This window comes from Pseudoalteromonas sp. SCSIO 43088 (assembly GCF_023650795.1).
GTDB classification, from domain to species: Bacteria; Pseudomonadota; Gammaproteobacteria; order Enterobacterales; family Alteromonadaceae; genus Pseudoalteromonas; species Pseudoalteromonas shioyasakiensis.
This window is the reverse complement of the sequence record NZ_CP072675.1, coordinates 275,991-293,447: the sequence shown is the minus strand read 5'-3', so window position 1 is coordinate 293,447 and position 17,457 is coordinate 275,991. Positions and strand designations below refer to the sequence as shown.

Below are 17,457 nucleotides of genomic sequence, written 5' to 3'. Positions count from 1 at the left end.
TTTTAGCTTTCGAATTGAGTCATTATTCTTTCTTCTAGCTTAATCACTTCTTTCTTTATTTTTTCTGATGATATGCCTAGATGATTGATCGAATCTAATTCAGTAATTATTCTTTCAACCATTTCGCTACTTCCATTTTTTGGCTTCCACTTGGTATCACCAACGGAATCTATCATATGATGTTCAATATCCAATTCGCCTATGACTCCTTTAAACTTTACGCTATAAGATAATGGAATGGCGGGGACACCAACTTGATAAGCAGACACGCACGCATGCATACGTCCTGATATAACTACTTGAGCTCTAGATATAATCTCTCTAGCCTCAACTGGTAGTATAGTATCACTTATGAATTTAACATCGTTACTTGGCTTAAGTACCTTGCGTAACTCATCAATTATTTTATTATCTGAAGATGTATCGCTGAGTACATGTGATAAGATTAATACTCTTTCTCCCTTTAGTATTAAAGAATCTATTAAGTTTTTATATGAAGTAATATAGTCTGTAAAGTTACTTGTATAAGCTTTCCAAAGCCCTGAAGGTACAATAACGTTATAAGTATTAAAGCCGTCCAGCATACTATTTACAATATCTGAGACTTCTTTACTATCTTGCTTATATAAAGGAAGGTAAGCTAGATCTGCAGCTATATTCACATTATCTAGATTTAGCTCGTCAACTAGGTACTTAGCACTATTGTAGTCTCTAGAGTAAATAGAGACCTTACTTAATAGGTTTTTAGCCCAAACTTTCCTCCATGAAGAAAATGGTCCCATTGTTTGACCAACTAGTGAGATTGAAATCCCCTTTGAAATCATACTTTGAAGTTTTAAAAACTCTATTGTTAATGCTTTAATTGAGTAATATTCAGAGAAATCATCGCCACCTAATTGAACAACTTTATCCACACCCACATTAGATATTAGCTTGCCAAAACCTAATGAGTAACTAGCATATTTAAAGAGCTTTGTAATATTACCATTACCTTTACACTCAGGTCTTAAAGGAATTTCTAAAGTTTTGAAACTTTCAATTTCTTCAACACCTGAAGATTGTATAATTCTATCTAGGCCATCCACCTCAACATTATCAACAATAAAGCTACTTTCAGGGTATTTATCCTTATACAATCGAATATAATTAGCTACCATCATCAAGGAACCGTAATTCTTTGTATTACTAGCTCTCATTATTAATACTTTCATTTTCTCTCTCTAAAATATAAATTAATAAATAGGGTATTATAACAGCATTTGCGTACCGATAGTTATTATGTGACGCTATCAAAGCTACATTTGAAAGAAGAAAAAAAAGATTTAACCTTTGATATGCTTCTTTCCTTAAAGTTCTAATAAAAACAAACAACCCAGTAAGATTAATCGTAATCAATAAAGTCGCAAGGCCTATGGAATTACTAAAATAGCTAAAAGCACGTGTAGCATTAATATAAATTGTTTCATGGTAAACTGGAGAAAGAAAAAAATCTAAACCTGTTAGTTGCGAAACTGATACCGTTAATGGATCGTAAGTTTTATAAACATCCTCTAAACGCCTTGATATGAAGCTAAGTTTTATAGGTTGACTAATTGGAAATGAAAAAAATACTAAAACCCCGATAAAGCTAAAAAGTAAAGCTATACAAGCTTTCCATTTTGATTTTTTATATAAAACATACAAAATACTTGAGGCACTTAGTATTGCCAAAATATCAGGTCTTGCTATAGTTAAAATGATTATTCCTAAAAACAATAGGCTCTTTCTTTTTTCCTTAAGATAGAATAAAACTAAGACTAACCCTAAAACAGTTAAAGACTCTTTTAATATGAAAAAACACCAATAGTTACCAACTGCTAAGAGTATTATTACTAGAAAATTAAAAATATTTATTTTCGTAGTTCGATTCAATATATAAATTATAGAAAAGTTGTAAGCACATAGGTTCATTAACCTAAAGGCAGTGGCGCTTACTGTATCAAAAAGATAATTTACAAAGAATGAAAATGTTAAGGAGCTTGTTCCGTTAATATAGGTAGACTCATCAGGAAAAGTAACGCTAAATTCCCCTCCATACTTTCCTAAATGGAAATAAAATAGCATAACTAAAAAATAAAAAAGCAATGAAAAAGTAGTGTAGAATAAAGCAATTTTATTTTTACTATACAAGTAAAAAAATATATAAATAGGGGCTATCGCTATTATATCTAACACTACAGGTACTCTATAAACTCAGATACAGACTTTTTTGGAGAATTACATACTACAAATTTATCTTTATAATATCCAACAGCTAATAAAACAGTTGCTTCTTCTCCTTTTTCGAGTGAAAGCAGACTAGCAAGTTTATTTTTAGTCATATTATTAACACACCAGTTTAAGCAACAACTACCTATTCCCTCTACATGTAAAGCATTAATTAAATTCATAGTATACAAACCACTATCGAACCATATTTGCTTGCGCTCAGTTGGTGTGACACAAGAACTTAAATCGCCAGTTATAACCAATAAGTTATCTACATCCTCACCAAATCCGGAGTTTCCGTTCTGAAGACTGAGAACTCGCTTTATTAAAGGTTTATTTGTAATAACCTTAGTTTTCCAAGACTGACGGTTACAAGCTGAGGGGCTAAATCGAGCTACTTCAAAAACGTTATTAAAATCACTTCGAGAAATAACTCTTGAGCTAAAATGCCTTGTAGTTCTACGAGTTTTAATAATGCGTTTGTACAAATCTTTGTCTTTAGCTTCTAAGTGCAGATCTTTGGATTTTAAAGAGAAGTAGGCGGTGTTACTATCTAAACAACTATTATTGAACCCTTTAGTGTAATCTATATACTTCTGCAATTGAGGGGGATTTTGATGTTCTAGGGTATATTTCTTTATAACATCAACTGCTTTCAATACTTCTGGGTTCGAGCAGTCATCTATAATTCTGATATGTTGGATGATGTTATCAAGTACTTTTAAACCGAAAAAATTACGACGTGGCTCCATCGTTAAGCCTTTCTCTATTTTATGATAATCCTTTCGTAACTTGTATATTGCAGTAGCTTTACTCTTTGATTGTCCAAAACCTGTAGCCCTAACATAACTTATATAATCTGATGCATGAATAAGTAGAGCTTCACCGGCATACTTCACTTTCTTTAACTGATTTTTTACATACATATTAATACCTTAAAAAAGAAAAACTACTTTAATTTGAAAATGTGGTTAGCTATATTTCAAAACTGGGATTACCTCTTTGAGCACTTAAAATAGGTAATTTACCCATTAGGAGGAGTTACATCTACTATACTTTTCAATGTGTAAATTTGAAAAGTCTTTAAAAGTAATACATGTTTAGAATTATAAGCATAATAATAAAGGACTTGACTAAGCTCTATTAACTCGCCCCTAAAAGGAAATGATATCGCAAACATTTCCTATACTTATGTCTTGCAATCTATGTTCGAAAAATATTGTTTTTTTAGATATGCTGGTTCTGGTTAATTAAGTTAGCCGACCTATATACTTTAAAAGTATTAAGAGAAACATACAAACCAAATTAAGTTATTAACTGCTGTTAACCAAAGCCTATAATACCGCTCTTTAGATGCATAAATTAGACTATACTGATTTATTATTAACGTATGGCTTACAATCTGCGAGCTTTATAATTACTTAAAATGAATTAAAGTTTACACTAAAAAACATAATATTGAGTCAAGTACTAGTAGTGCTAACAATATTTAATAGACTCTAAGCGCGAAACCAAACCCGAAGTGCGCCACTCTCTAAATAAAGCCGCTTTTTGTAAGTCATTAGCATGACTTTTGTCTGCTTGAAGCCAAAACACTTTCTAGCAGCAGTTTAAGAGCACTTTCTACTCTTGTTACCTGCTTATCTATCACAATTTTAAACACTACCTTTGCGGATGTACTGCCGTAATAATCCGTTAAAGTTTTCCTTCAGTCCGTGCTTTCACAGCGAATACAGGTTGTCAAAGTAAATATCAGCTTTTAACTTATTTGCGACATCCCCATATCCACAGAATTCCTATCATCGCTGTACTTCCCACTCACCAAAGCGTTTCTTTATATCGACAATAGCTAGACGGTGTTCAATCCCAATACGATCATAAATAATAACTCGTATAACTCCGTAACCTTTTCGATACTTACGTAGACCATGACGAAACTGTTTTTACAACTTACAGCACTTAACTTGTCTCGTTGAGCGTAGCTAAAAACCTCTCGTATATAACTGTTTGCCCGATAATTGCCTTTACATGGGCCACTTCTGGAAATGATGACTCTCTTACCCGATTAAGTCTGACCTACCGGATGATGTTGCTGCAACTGACTTGCAACCTTTACTAATTTCACGATAACTGAAACCCTCGGGTAAGTATGCTTCTATCTGGTATCGTTACACCTTGATAAACGGCTTGCCACCATGCTATCACTGCTATTAGTTTGATAACTTCATAAACAACTACAGGCAAAGCAAGAGTGATCTTACAACCTCAATTCAAAGCTAGGTGCAACATTCTTATAGGGACAGCAAGTAATCTGTAGCGTTTGGAGTGTTTAACTAAGACCTCTTTCACATATATTAGTTTGTGTTTTAGCAGGTGTGCACCTCAGAGATAAAATTACTCCATGAGACACTTTTCTCCATTTTGAGACAGTCAATTTTGTCTATCTCATTGTAATTACTTGATTTAGTACTTTTTATAAAAAGTGCCCAATAGGCCCTAGGTAAAATTCAACCGAAATACATTTTCTTGTCTAGCCCTTCGGGCACGCTTCACGTTCCAGTTCGTCGCAGAGCTCCTCTCGCTTCAGCTTGAAAGCAAAAATATTTGCTTATATAGCTCTTCGGGCACGCTTCCGCACCTAGGTTGCAGTTCCTACGTACTGATACTTAATAAAATTTTCGCATAAAGCCGAAGCTGTGTATTTTACTAGTATTGTTTTATGTCTTTGTTATCTACGCTCATTTCTACTTGTTTATTAAGTAGATTGATCAGCAAAATACTACGCATATCACCGTCAGACTCTTTGTAGATAGCTTTGATATTATTAAACGAACTGTTATTTACGCTAACTACATCACCCATTTTAGGTATAGTAGAATCATTAGTCTGTAAACGCTCACTCTTAAGCTGTTCTATTAGGGCTGTAGGTACTATTTGATAATTTGCCCCATAAGATACAAAGCCGCTAATTCCGCGCGTATTTTTTACCGCAGAAAAGTTACAGTTTTGTGACTCAAGGCAAACAAATAAGTAGTTAGGGAATAAAGCCGACTGTTTAACGGTACGTCGACCTTTAACCAGTTTTTCGGTGATTAGTTTGGGGTAGAACACCTCAATTCCTTGGTTAAGTAAGTTGGTAGATGCTCGCTCTTCTTGACGAGGCTTACACGTAACTAAATACCAACTTTCCATAGCAATCCTTACTACAATATAATTGTAAAAAACACAACGCTATATCTTATTAAGTGTAATTATAAACAATTTAAGCGCATTAAGTAAATAAGTTCTTATTGTAAATATTTCGCTCTATTTTCGTTAACTGTTGATCATTGTGATTTGAAACAACGCTATAGTAGTCTTGACGGTATTTACTGGGGAATAAACGGGATTATGTTCTGTTCAAATGCTTGCTCTTGAACCTCAAGAGGCATTTGCCTAAGATCTACAATGTGACCATTTACTGATGCCAACCAAATAAGAGGGTTGTCGTACTGACGACTTGGGATTGTCCAGTTTGGGTCTGATGGGAACATATCGAACAAGTCTCTAATGAACTTAGACTTAGCACTGCCAGAACTACTACTCACGCTAAAACTCGAATATAAGTCTGAGGCGGTAACAAAAGGCTCGGTATCCTTATCAAACAAGAAGTTAACCATCCCAATTGCGTGTATGATCCCGCACGCCCAAAGCTTTTCTTTGCCTTTGACAAAAGGTGTCTCTTTTTTACGAGCTAATGCTGCTGTCAAGTACAGACAATACTCTAGATATTCATCATCAAGGTTATCTCTTGCGTATGTTGCAATAAGGTTTTCTACTTTTGAAAACCTGTCTTTGAGATGAACTGGAATTCTCTTGGTTGAATGCTTCAGCATGATACTACCTCAAATTTTTGTTGATTATGGGGAAAGCTAAATGCATCACTAATGAAGTCAGCAAGAGATAAATCTCTATTCTTCACGCTCTCCATTAAGCGCATCCACCCTAAATAATTCGGCAAGTAATCAGTTCCTACCCCATAAAACCTTTGCATCCAGACTCTTATGCGCATCATGTAATTATTGACGTTTTGAATGTGAAATTGTTTACCAATGACTCTTTGTGACTTACTCGCTATGGTGCGGTAGTGAGTTAAGCCGTTTTCTTTAGCAAAGCTTCTATATGAATGCGCACCATCCGAGCACAGAATAGAGTCGGTGTTAATGATAGGTTTCAATGCCTTACCAATCTTCTCTTTATTGGGTCGCCCTAACATTGTTTCCGTTAATCCACCGCTTCGCTCTTTGACGATAAGCACAGCGATTTGATCTTCTTTCTTGCGTTTATCTCCCATACCTCCACGCTTTCTTGGTTCACGATGATGGATAGTTCGTTTGCCTTTATAGCTTTCAAGAAAGAACATTTCATCAGCTTCAACAATCCCTGAGACTTCAGAGACCTTATTGACGGTTGGGGAGGCAAGAAAGCGATGTCGCCATCTGAATACTGTCGTAATTGCCACTCCTAGCTCTCTTGCCGATTGGCGAATCGTTTTACTGTCAGCTATGCATTCTACGTATTGACTCCACAGGCTACGCTTTCTTAAACGAGCTAATGGTGTTTTGGTCAGAGCATTGAAAGTTTTTCGGCATTGTTGTTCTTTGCATCGGTATCGCTGCAACCCTGCCGACATCCCCCACTTGTTTAGTTTGATAGAGCCACAGTAAGGACATGCCACTTCATCTGATGATTTGCACTGATCAATCAACTTTGCAGTTGAGTCTTTATGGATGATACTATCCGCTCTGTCTCTAATGAGACGAATTTGATTATCGGTTAATGACGGTAACTCATTAATTATTCGAGTAAACCCTTTAATTTCCATAATCAATCCCTCAAAGTTAGATGCTTTAATCATAGCCTAATATTTGCGTACCAACATTTAAAGCGAATAGAGCGAAATATTTACTAGAGCCTGTTGATCTTTGGTGTACATAATTCAATCAACCCACATGGGTAGCCACATTAATGAGAAGGCTAAAGCAACGACGCTATGATAATTTCTAGCTAGGGCGTGTATATGGTCTCCTCCAACATTGCAAGAATAAACAATGAGTTTTGACAGGGATAGGTTTGCGTTCGTATATCCGGCTTCTTAATTGAAACACTTTGGTTTCGAGCCTCGATGAACTTCGCACATATCGTCCTTATCGTTGACACGAGTTTATCAAACTCACACGCCCTATCAGGTTTTCGATATGTCGGTTTTACCTGTTTGTCATCACTTGATGTTTATTCAGCAATCCTCTGAAGTGAACTCGTTATTCATTGTTAAGCCGTTACCAAATCATCGTTGTAACGACCGCCGTGTTTTAATATCGCCCAACCAACGCGAGCTAACTTATTGGCAAGCGCAACCGCAGCTTTGTTCCTGCCTCGCGTTTGCTCTATTCGCTTTATCCATTTTGCCAGTGGCGTATCTTTGTTCGCACTGACTCGCATAACGGCTCTGGCACCGTGTATCAATAAGGTTCTTAAATACCCATCGCCCCGTTTACTGATACCCAGTAAATTTTGTTTACCGCCGGAACTATGTTGCCTCGGAACTAAACCTATGGAAGCTGATACCGCTCGTCCATTGTTAAATTCACTGCCATTGCCCACATGTTGATAAAACGCACTGGCAATCAATGGGCCAATACCCGGAATACTCTGTAATCGAACACAGGCATCATCTTTACTTAAGTCATGGATTTTTTGAGTATAAACATCCAGATGCGCTTTAAGCTCTGACAACTTTTTATAGTGTTGTTCCAATAATTCCTTGAACAACTCACTCAACCCATTATTTGCTTCTCTATCGTATAACTCAGGCAAGGCCTTATAAACATTATGTACTCCCAATGGAATGACAATCCCATACTCATACAATAAGCCTCGTATTTCATTACTATTCGCTGTTCTGTCTCGCTCACATTTCTTGCGTAGTACATGCAGCGATTGAATATCTTGTTGGGTTTGGGTTTTTGTTCTAACAAAACGCATTTCTGGTCGCACAACAGCTTCGGCTATGGCTAATGCATCATTAAAATCTGTTTTGTTACCTCTGACATAAGCCTTTACGTGTTGAGGCGCTATTTGTTTTACCCGATGCCCCAGTTTTTCGAGCTCTCTTGCCCAGTAATGTGCACTGGCACATGACTCGACTCCAACTAGGCAATCATCTAGTTGAGCAAAATAATTCAGTATTTCTTTTCTTCTCAGGATTTTTTTCTTAACAATTTTCCCTACTTGATTACAGCAAACCACATGACTCACATTCTTTGCTAAATCTAATCCAACTGTTGTAATATTCATCTCGGTCTCCTCGCTTTATTACTTGAATCGTTCAATTCCAAGTTTGGCACATTGCGATGCCGAAAGGGAGGAGACCATTTCATCGTTGAACTTTGTGGTATGAAAAACAAACAGCATGAAGATAAGATATAATTGAATTCGCCAGAAAACTTTACACCGAACCTACATGCCAAGATTAATGTTAACAGACGGGACATGGAGTGTTTTATCAAAAGTAATGTACTTAAGTGGTCGAATTTATAATAAGCCCGCCATAGAAAAACGCTCGAAGGCATACTGTATAAGATGCGCACAGGTATTCCATGGCGAGATTTACCTTCTGATTTTGGCCGTTGGAGTGCTATCTACAGACGGTTTAATTTATGGTCCAAAAAAAGGGATTTTGAATGAACTGTTTCGCGCATTATCTCGTGATGCGGACATGGATTGGGTCTTCATTGATGGCAGTATTGTCAGGGCTCATCAACATAGTTGCGGTGCAAGAACTGCTGACAATGAATCAATTGGAAAGAGCCGAGGTGGAAATTCTACGAAAATTCATCTTGCAGTCGATAGCGGAGGGTTGCCTGTTTATTATGAATTATCCTGTGGAAATACGCATGATATCGTCCATGCAGAGTCACTCGTAGCTAATTGCCCAACAAGTAATATGGTTGTCGCAGATAAAGGCTACGACAGTGAAAAACTGAGAGCGTTTGTTCGTGATAATAACGCTACACCCGTTATTCCACGTAAGGGCAACAGTTTAGTAGGCAATGAAGATATTGACTGGTGCATGTACAAATATCGGCACTTGGTTGAGAATGCATTTGGCCGTATTAAGCAATATAGAGGGATAGCCACGCGGTATGAAAAGCTTGAACGAAATTATCATTCAATGCTCGCTTTAGCATTTACTATGATGTGGCTACCAATGTGGGCTGATTGATATATGTACTACAAAGATCAACAGCCCCTAATTATTTCCAGAAATTTCTTCCGTCGCCTCCTGACGCAGTTTCTGAGCATCCATTCCGTTTAGCCTTCCAATAGCTCTGTCTGGGGCACTTTGACGGTTTCCATCCACGTTTAGCGTACTTCCTGAGCCTGTGAGTCGTTCCAGATCCAGTGACGGTACTTCGGGTAGGTTGCCTGTTATTGACAAGATACCTATCCATTCATCCAGATTGACTTGGCTCCAATCTACCTGGTTTAACTGACTCGCAGTCAAACCTTCACAGTTTGGAGACTTCGCACTACCCCAACCAAGGCCTAATTGCGGACGTACTTGTTCTTGAATGATCCGTGAAAGTGGCGAAGTAAAGCAGCAATATGACTGCCGTTTTTCAACACAGGCTCCTAAGAACTTAGACTTGCAGTAAGAGCCTACATAGTGGCAACTCTTCAATACCCGCTTGGCGTTCATTTCAAACTCACTCTGCTCACATTTCCAGATAAGTTGAATGAGGATCATGGTGACCGAATAAATCATGTAGGCCGTCATAACCGTACTCAGAACCGCGCCCGCAGCCCCCCCCAGGGCAAAGTTACCACCCGAAACGACACCATCGGCTCCAACTGCGCCACCAACGTTACTAAACAGTGCCGATTGTGCCCCCGAACCAAAGGTCGTACCTACCCATTCAGCCGTTTTGTTGGTCAACACCTGCATAAAGCCAGTCGCAGCTTGCTCCGCTCCCGCGCCAGCAGCCGTTGATGGCCCTGCTCCCATAAGAGAGTCCCATGCAGACACAAAAGGCTCCTTGACCGCACTCCAGGTACTCGTGATCGGTTCCCTAAGCGTATTCCACGAACCATAGATTGCAGAAGACGGATTCATGGCCATGACTGCCGTATCAAGCTTGTTGACCGCCACAATCATTGTGATGTAATCCGATAACGACACGCCACTTGGCTTTTCACAGCAATCTACTATGCCGCCAACGGCTTTTTTGCACTGGCCAGCATTACCTTTAAAGACCGTACACTCAACGTTATCTTGGCTATCAGCTCCCGTGCATGACATATCATTGGTCATAAACTGCGCCGCATTAAGCATCGCCGCGGCTTCTGCAAAGTTAGCCTGCTTGATTGACTCTGGCTCTAAACAATCTGTGCCCATGCAGCGAACTGGCCCCTCACAGTTGTATTGAGTTTCCATTCGTGCATTTTGCACTTCAACGCTTTGTCCGCAGTCATACACCAAACTTTGGATATAACAGAAGCCTTCATGACCAGCTCCGCCTTCAGTGCATTCGGTTCTGACATACTGGCAGGCCGGGTTTTGTTCTAGCGCGGCACACGTATTGGTGGTCGTGTTTTGTCCGTTATTGACGATGGTTTGCGTATTACCATTGGCATCTACCCAGCTATCTGAGCTGCCCATGTTGAACTCTGGATGAGCAGTCGAAGCATTGTAGGTCGCTCTTGCCCTCCAGCATGAGAGCCCCAGTCCATCAGAGCTGCCACGACTGGTTAAATGAGCAGGAGACGAAACAACCGCCGGATAAAGGCTTCCAAGATTGGCCAACTCGCCACTACCAACCATTAACCCGTCGATTCGTTTTGTACCCGTATCCAAACACTGCCACTGCACCGCAGTGAACTGATCCGTTTGCATCAAGCATTGCTCTATGCCCGGATCACTTGATTGATGAACAACATCTTGCTCTAAGTATTTGCCAGAGAAGGCCAATGAAGCGCTCAGTCTCGCAGGAGCCAAGCACTTCTGAACTTCTCGGCTGCAAGTATCGAAATCGACTTCGTTCCAGCCGGACTCACATTTGGAACGAGTGACTTCCTGAGGTTCATGCCACGAAATAATCGACCCATTGGCGACTTTACACAATGAACCAACCAAGGTTCCTTTTGGACACGTCATTTCAGGGTATTTAATGGACGGTTTCGTCTCAGTCACCGTTTCCTTATTGCCCGTCAGTGAGAGTGTCGTTTTCCAACCATTTGCCTTGGATGGCGACTCGGTAATTTTTATCTCAGTATTTTGATTATCAAAAATTCTCAGTATCGCGTTCCCAGTTTGCATAGTACTGCTGTGCTGTGGAACAAAGCTGAGCGTTTCAGAGCTAAAGCAACCACGCTCAATAGACCAGCTTTGTTGATGAGTTTCAGCGGATACACGTCGTTCTAACTGACACTCAGTAAGCGTGCTGATCTTCTCGCACACCTGGTAATCCGGTACATGCTTGGTTTCAGTAAATGGCGTAATCGTCTGAGTAGGCTCACAGGCCTCAAAACTACTTGGCATAAGGTTAGATACCACACACTTTGGATCGCTGGTTTGCAATCCACAGTCATAGGTATCGGTAAAACGAATGCATTCACCTTTATCATTGGTCTCGGCACATTCTGACGACATGAATCCACAGGAAGGATTCGCTTCAAGCACTTGGCAGGCCTGATTTTCAATCCCCTTATAGCTTTCATCATCCACACTGACTTGTACACGCCGACACAAAGGCGATATGCCAGCCACAGGGCTAGGGGCAAAGTAGGATTCACAAACTGAAACACCATTGACCACCGTACATCCGTTGGTTGAAGAAGGCTGATCCGTGCATTGAATGCTGTAGTCTGAAAACTTCGTCGGGATATCCGCTGCTTGTTCGATACAGGATTGTGGCGACCAACTATCATTCATCACTACCTTGGTTGGATCAAAGCGCACCTTTATGCGTGCATAGCCCTCACCACTACCCGTAACCGATACGCGAATTTTTACCGGCACTTCTAAACCTGGTTCTACCGCTTTTAGCTTGGCAGTGAGATCGGTATTTGGATTGCGCTCCCAACTGGTACTGAGCTCGCAGCGACCTGCCGTTTCTGGTGGAAAGTTATTGTTCGGCCCAGACCAGACTTTCTGATCGCCAAGCCATACTTGCATGTAGTCATCCCATTTTGCGTACTCAAGAACGGCTGAGGTAATCGCATCGGGGTTCACGACTTTGAGTGTGATGGCCTGTTCAAACACTTTACAACGGCCACTCCAGTAGTTGTCGCCAATTCGTCCAATCCAAACTTCAAGACACCCTTCACCACAAGAGCGAAGGTTCATTGGTCCTGAAACATGCTCAATAATGCCTGCCGTGTAATCGTGAATAATAGTGCAGCTGTTAACCGCTGTATTGAGCCTGTCGCATTGCTGGTAATTTGGGCTACCTTCACCTTGAGACTCACAGCCTGGGAAACTTTGTGTCAATAGATTAGGGTCAGTTTGAACCGCATCGGTTAATGCCCAAAGCGGATCATTGACCATATCTGGCCGAGACCTGTCTTTGATTTGCTGTAGCGAGCGAAACGCCTCACCCGTAGCGCCACTTTCGGATGCCATGCTCTCTTGGCGCTGTGTCCCCAATTGATTCATACTGGCATCAGAACCATAAACGCCCGTTAAGACATCCAATGAGCCCTGATCCATACCAGGGAAAAGCTCTTGCAAGTTAATGGACTCATTACCACTGCCATTCGGCACCGACAATGTATTGCCATTGAGTGCGGGCATCGTCCAGTTTTGCAGCAATTGCTTACCTTCTTGTTGTCCGCTTAGGCCGGATTGGCGCTGCACATCAGCGGCCACACCATGTAAGGGCAGGCACGCCATAGTGATAGATAAAATACCCGCTAAAAATCGGGTAAAAAGTGTTGGTTTCATGGTTAACCTCCCGAGTTACAGCAGTCTTGCCAGCGCCACAAAATGTAGAGCGCATCTTCTCCGGCACCGGGGATCGTTCGCCACTCTCCCCATTTCATGGTGCTTTCACCGATGACATGCGCACTTTCAGTTTCCGGTACAGGGAAGAACATACTCATCTTGTATTGGGATTTCGGCAGCATGGGTTCGATAACAGGTCGGCATAGCGCACTGTTCCCCATTGTTCGTCTTGCAAGACCACGCCTGTGTTGAGCCGCGATTGCACGCGCCGCTAAATGGCTGGTGTTTTCTGCTAATGAACCAAAGGCTAAGGTGTGGCCAGATAACGGATAGAGATGGCCCCAACTGCCAGCACACCAAAACAACTGATCGATGGGTTTACCAAGCGTTGATGAAGCAGCGTCAGCGGTACAAGCAGAGATAGCCAATGGATTAGCAACAGCAGCAGCTTCAGGCTGAGTAAAAAAGGCCAGTTCATCGTTCAGCCATGTTGGGTCCAATTCCGACAAATACATCAAGTCAAAATCCATGTAACCATCGGCATTGCAATTGCCATCCATGAACAAATCGAGCATGACCAAAAGCGGAAAGGCGTAATAATGGTAATGGTAGAAAGCAAGATCACCGGTATCGTATTCACCCTCACCATGACCACCTTGCAATCGCCTATCACCTAACGGTAAGCGAATCCCTCCCAGTGAAGGCGAACAACCTGGCGTTCTGACCAGTTCAATCAAACGCGCTGGCTCCCACATGCTGGTAACAATACCTGGCCTTGGCACACCTAAGTTGTCTTCACACAAGCAAAATGACTTGTTTGATGCGCCGCTTGGGACATTGCCAGAGCCAAGCGGAAGCCCTGCAACCCGGATAGGAAAAATGCATGACCAGCAAACATCCGTCAGCAACTTACCCGACAATAAACCCGCGTCTGGGCAGGTCAGTTCGGCTTTTGCTGGAATAGATGCGCCCAAGACAAGCATGACAACGAGAGTCCGCACCAGACGATACGTATTATTGAGCTTTTGCATGAACAAGCTCCTTTGCTGGAATTTCTTCTATTTCAAACGCGAGCCCCTTTGCTTGAACAAACGATGGGGTGACTTGCAAATCAAAGCGCTGCTTTAGCGAGGCATTGAGAAGGTAAACCGGACTGTCCAATGTCTTTTCGAGCACATTGAGGCTATTCCAACCTTGATCACGGTCGAGCTGCGTGGTGATAAGCGTAATGCGGCGTAGTGCCCTATCTTGGCCCTCAAGCCAATGCGCAACTGCGTTTACTTCCTCAGCGTTCGACGCATTAAACACCACAAGCTGCTGCGTAAATGGCAAGGCTTTTAGCGGGTTAATACGCGTTCCTGCTGGGAGCAATGTTCGACCATTGGCATCCAATAGTGGCCGCTGCATGACAGTGGTTGGATCAACCGTTCTTATCCGATACTGCGTGGCTTTGGGTAACTCAGTAAATGTTTGGCGAGACCAGAAACGCTCAATGGCTTTTTTCTTTAACGCGCCTAGGTCAAGCGACTGTAAACGCTGCATCGCCACTTGCATCAAATCCGGTTCTAAAATGGAGTGAATCGGACCGCGTTGACCCAATGAACCGGTATTGCCAGTTTCAATTTGACGCTGCAACCAGCCCTTGCTGTAAACCCCTAGCGCACTTGCAGTCACCTTGTCATCTTCTATGCGGAAAATGGCAGGCACGCTAGTCACCCGCCAGTGCACAAAGGCTTTCGGATCGATTCGAACCTGAGGAACAGGATCAAGCCCCGTCATCAGGGTATGCCAATCACGGATAGCAGCCCCCAAGGTCTTTCCTTCAGGAATTCCCCGAAACAACACAATAGCGCCGGTAGCACTGGCCTCTTTAAATAGCTGCTTCAGTGACGAATCACCCAATGAGGACGATGCAAATATCAACCATTCATCGCTGTGTTTGAGCGACACAGGTTGTTCAACCGGTGCAAAAGGCTCAATAAATTTAGATGAGCCATGCACAGCACTTTGTAAAATGCTGCGGCTCATTTCGACGATCTTTTTGTCCTCGTCAGACAACGGAAAAGGCTCTTGTGCCCAGGACACTTGAACCCAAGATAATGGAGCAACCAACAAAAATAAGAGGTATAGTCTTCTCATCATCCACCTCCTACCAAAGCGGCCAAGCGCGACCGACAATCTGCTCGCGCTTAACGGCATTCCAATAGCGGGAGTCGAAACTCGTAGCAGCCTCGCCGGAAAACCAATATTCGTTTTCTTGCAGCGTCAATGAACGGCTAAATTCTGTTTCAGCCACACCAAGACGCTGGGCTAACTCCATGCCGGTAGAGACTTGAGCACCATTCACCAGCACATGCTCAGGAGTCACATTGACTTCATCCCCAGGCATCCCTGTTAGGCGTTTCAGCATACGAGTACCGTCGTTATATAACGGAGCGAGTCCTTTTGAGTGGAAGGCATACAAACCATTCTTAACGGGCTCTTTATTCCATAGGTCAATCAGATACACCGTGGTATCAGGCAGGCAGCGCTCTTGCTGGGTATCAATACCTATTCGGTAGCGCATCATGGCGTAGGTGCCTACCAAGGCCATAATTAACGCAAGAATGGTCAGCCGGATGAGGTAAGGCCGCCAAGGCATTCTTTTACGGAGTATCTGCATGAGACACCTCCTTTGAGCCTACTGGCACAAATATGGAATCATCAGCACCCACCACCGCTTGGGCATCCAGCACGATAAAACCGGCTGCTTTTAACTTTTCAATTTGCTGATTGGTCTGAAGCAACCTGGATTCGATGTCTTGTTCGCTGGCATTAGGGCCCAGTGACAACACCGCCTCCCCAAAATCCACGACTGCAATGGGCGTACTTAACGCCAACTGGCTGTGGATGGGTTCGACTGTTTTCATTAAAAGCCAACTGGTCATTAAACCGCTACCAGCAATAGACAAAGTAATAGAGGCCATAAATGGCCAAAGCGTGGTCTTATTCATCTAAATCCCGCGAGAAACCCCGTCCTTCTAGGGCGAGGAGGGATAGCGGTTGCTCCGAAGGAGCAAAAACTACCCGATTGGTTAATGTTAATATTTACTTTCACAAAAACAACTGTATTCTTGTGAACTATGAAAGAGATCGCTATTAAACAACGCTTTTACCCAACGACTGAACAGGCTCAATTGCTTGCGCAGACTTTCGGCTGTGTGCGTTTCGTTTATAACGCGATCCTTAAATGGCGTACCGACGCTTTCTACAACGAAAGCAAAAAGGTTAACTACAACACGGCAAGCTCTAAGCTGACCGAACTCAAGAAGCAAACTGAGTTTGAATGGCTTAACAGCGTGTCGTGTGTACCGCTCCAACAATCTTTGCGCCATCAACAAACTGCGTTTAAGAACTTCTTTGAAGGAAGGGCGAAGTATCCAGCCTTTAAGAAGAAGCGCAGCAAGCAAAGCGCAGAATTCACGAAGTCGGCGTTTAAGTTCAAAGATGGCAATATCTACATTGCCAAGTCCAAACAGCCGCTTGATATTCGCTGGTCGCGTGAACTTCCTAGCGAACCAACTACCGTCACTATCTCGAAAGACAGTGCAGGCCGCTACTTCGTGTCTATGCTTTGCCGCTTCGAGCCTAAACCACTGCCTGTTACCAAAAAGACAACGGGTATTGATTTGGGTTTGACCGACCTTGTGATTACCGCTGACGGGTTTAAATCTGGCAATCCCCGCCATACTGCAAAGTACGAGAAGAAATTGGCTCAGGCGCAACGCCGCCTTTCCAAGAAGAAGAAAGGAACTGCCAACTTCCACAAAGCCAGAATCAAAGTTGCTCGCATTCAGGCGAAGATTGCCGACTGCCGCCGCGACTTTACCCACAAACTCACCACTACGTTGATAAACGAAAACCAAGTGATTAGCTGTGAGAGTTTGAGCGTTAAAAACATGGTCAAGAATCCGCGACTTGCTAAGGCCATTGGTGACGCCAATTGGGGCGAAATGGTTAGGCAGCTTGAGTACAAAGCAGAATGGCGCGGCAGAACACTTGTCCAGATTGACAAGTGGTATCCGTCTAGTAAGCGTTGTAATTGCTGTGGTCACGTAGTTGATTCTCTACCGTTACATATAAGGCATTGGACTTGTCCAGCGTGTGAAGCGCGCTTAGACCGTGATACCAATGCCGCTATTAATATCAAAGCCGCTGGGCAAGCGGTGTTAGCTTGTGGAGCGTAA

General features: G+C 42.2%; 13 protein-coding genes and 1 pseudogene. 2 read left to right on the top strand and 12 right to left on the bottom strand.

Features of this window, described 5'->3' with window-relative positions; all coding sequences use genetic code 11:
• Window positions 1-2 precede the first annotated feature (2 nt).
• The 7 genes from J8Z28_RS01425 to J8Z28_RS01395 form a co-directional block, all read right to left on the bottom strand.
• Entirely contained in the window at window positions 3-1,211 is a 1,209-nt protein-coding gene (locus J8Z28_RS01425) for a polysaccharide pyruvyl transferase family protein (protein ID WP_250659746.1), read from the bottom strand.
• Complete coding sequence (locus J8Z28_RS01420) at window positions 1,186-2,214, bottom strand: hypothetical protein (protein WP_250659745.1); 1,029 nt, start codon at window positions 2,212-2,214, stop codon at window positions 1,186-1,188. The genes J8Z28_RS01425 and J8Z28_RS01420 overlap by 26 nt, the downstream gene beginning before the upstream one ends.
• Window positions 2,214-3,173, bottom strand: coding sequence for a nitroreductase family protein (locus tag J8Z28_RS01415; RefSeq protein WP_250659744.1), 960 nt, complete (start codon window positions 3,171-3,173; stop codon window positions 2,214-2,216). Before J8Z28_RS01415 ends, J8Z28_RS01420 begins: the two co-directional genes overlap by 1 nt.
• A gap of 1,780 nt (window positions 3,174-4,953) precedes the next feature.
• Window positions 4,954-5,439, bottom strand: a complete 486-nt coding sequence (gene rfaH / locus J8Z28_RS01410; RefSeq protein ID WP_250659743.1) for a transcription/translation regulatory transformer protein RfaH — start codon at window positions 5,437-5,439, stop codon at window positions 4,954-4,956.
• 176 nt (window positions 5,440-5,615) lie between these two features.
• Window positions 5,616-6,122: a DUF6398 domain-containing protein gene (locus J8Z28_RS01405; protein ID WP_250659742.1), complete on the bottom strand. Its 507-nt coding sequence runs from the start codon at window positions 6,120-6,122 to the stop codon at window positions 5,616-5,618.
• The gene (locus J8Z28_RS01400) at window positions 6,116-7,111 is read right to left on the bottom strand and encodes an IS1595 family transposase (protein WP_250659741.1); all 996 of its coding nucleotides are present in this window, start codon (window positions 7,109-7,111) and stop codon (window positions 6,116-6,118) included. The genes J8Z28_RS01405 and J8Z28_RS01400 overlap by 7 nt, the downstream gene beginning before the upstream one ends.
• Before the next feature lie 446 nt (window positions 7,112-7,557).
• Window positions 7,558-8,583 carry an IS110 family RNA-guided transposase gene (locus J8Z28_RS01395; RefSeq protein WP_250659740.1) on the bottom strand — a complete coding sequence of 342 codons (1,026 nt, stop codon included), beginning with the start codon at window positions 8,581-8,583 and terminating at the stop codon, window positions 7,558-7,560.
• 166 nt (window positions 8,584-8,749) lie between these two features.
• Here J8Z28_RS01395 and J8Z28_RS01390 point away from each other — a divergent pair.
• A pseudogene (locus J8Z28_RS01390) lies at window positions 8,750-9,511 on the top strand (IS5 family transposase).
• A 27-nt stretch (window positions 9,512-9,538) separates the two neighbouring features.
• On the opposite strand, the gene traN reads toward J8Z28_RS01390, so the two are convergent.
• Genes traN through J8Z28_RS01365 form a run of 5 tightly spaced genes read right to left on the bottom strand, consistent with a single transcriptional unit; the run spans window position 9,539 to window position 16,224 of the window.
• Entirely contained in the window at window positions 9,539-13,231 is a 3,693-nt protein-coding gene (gene traN / locus J8Z28_RS01385; protein WP_250659739.1) for a conjugal transfer protein TraN, read from the bottom strand.
• Between the two features lie 2 nt (window positions 13,232-13,233).
• Window positions 13,234-14,214, bottom strand: coding sequence for a TraU family protein (locus J8Z28_RS01380; protein WP_001980908.1), 981 nt, complete (start codon window positions 14,212-14,214; stop codon window positions 13,234-13,236).
• Window positions 14,215-14,245: 31 nt separating this feature from the next.
• Window positions 14,246-15,373: a TrbC family F-type conjugative pilus assembly protein gene (locus J8Z28_RS01375; RefSeq protein ID WP_502934614.1), complete on the bottom strand. Its 1,128-nt coding sequence runs from the start codon at window positions 15,371-15,373 to the stop codon at window positions 14,246-14,248.
• Window positions 15,374-15,380: 7 nt separating this feature from the next.
• A complete protein-coding gene (locus J8Z28_RS01370; protein ID WP_250659738.1) occupies window positions 15,381-15,893 on the bottom strand; it encodes a S26 family signal peptidase in 513 nt (170 codons plus the stop codon).
• Window positions 15,877-16,224, bottom strand: a complete 348-nt coding sequence (locus tag J8Z28_RS01365) for a plasmid-related protein (RefSeq protein ID WP_250659737.1) — start codon at window positions 16,222-16,224, stop codon at window positions 15,877-15,879. Before J8Z28_RS01365 ends, J8Z28_RS01370 begins: the two co-directional genes overlap by 17 nt.
• A gap of 129 nt (window positions 16,225-16,353) precedes the next feature.
• Between J8Z28_RS01365 and J8Z28_RS01360 the strand changes: the two genes are divergently transcribed.
• On the top strand, window positions 16,354-17,457 hold the full coding sequence (locus J8Z28_RS01360) for an RNA-guided endonuclease InsQ/TnpB family protein (protein ID WP_032479266.1): 1,104 nt from the start codon (window positions 16,354-16,356) through the stop codon (window positions 17,455-17,457).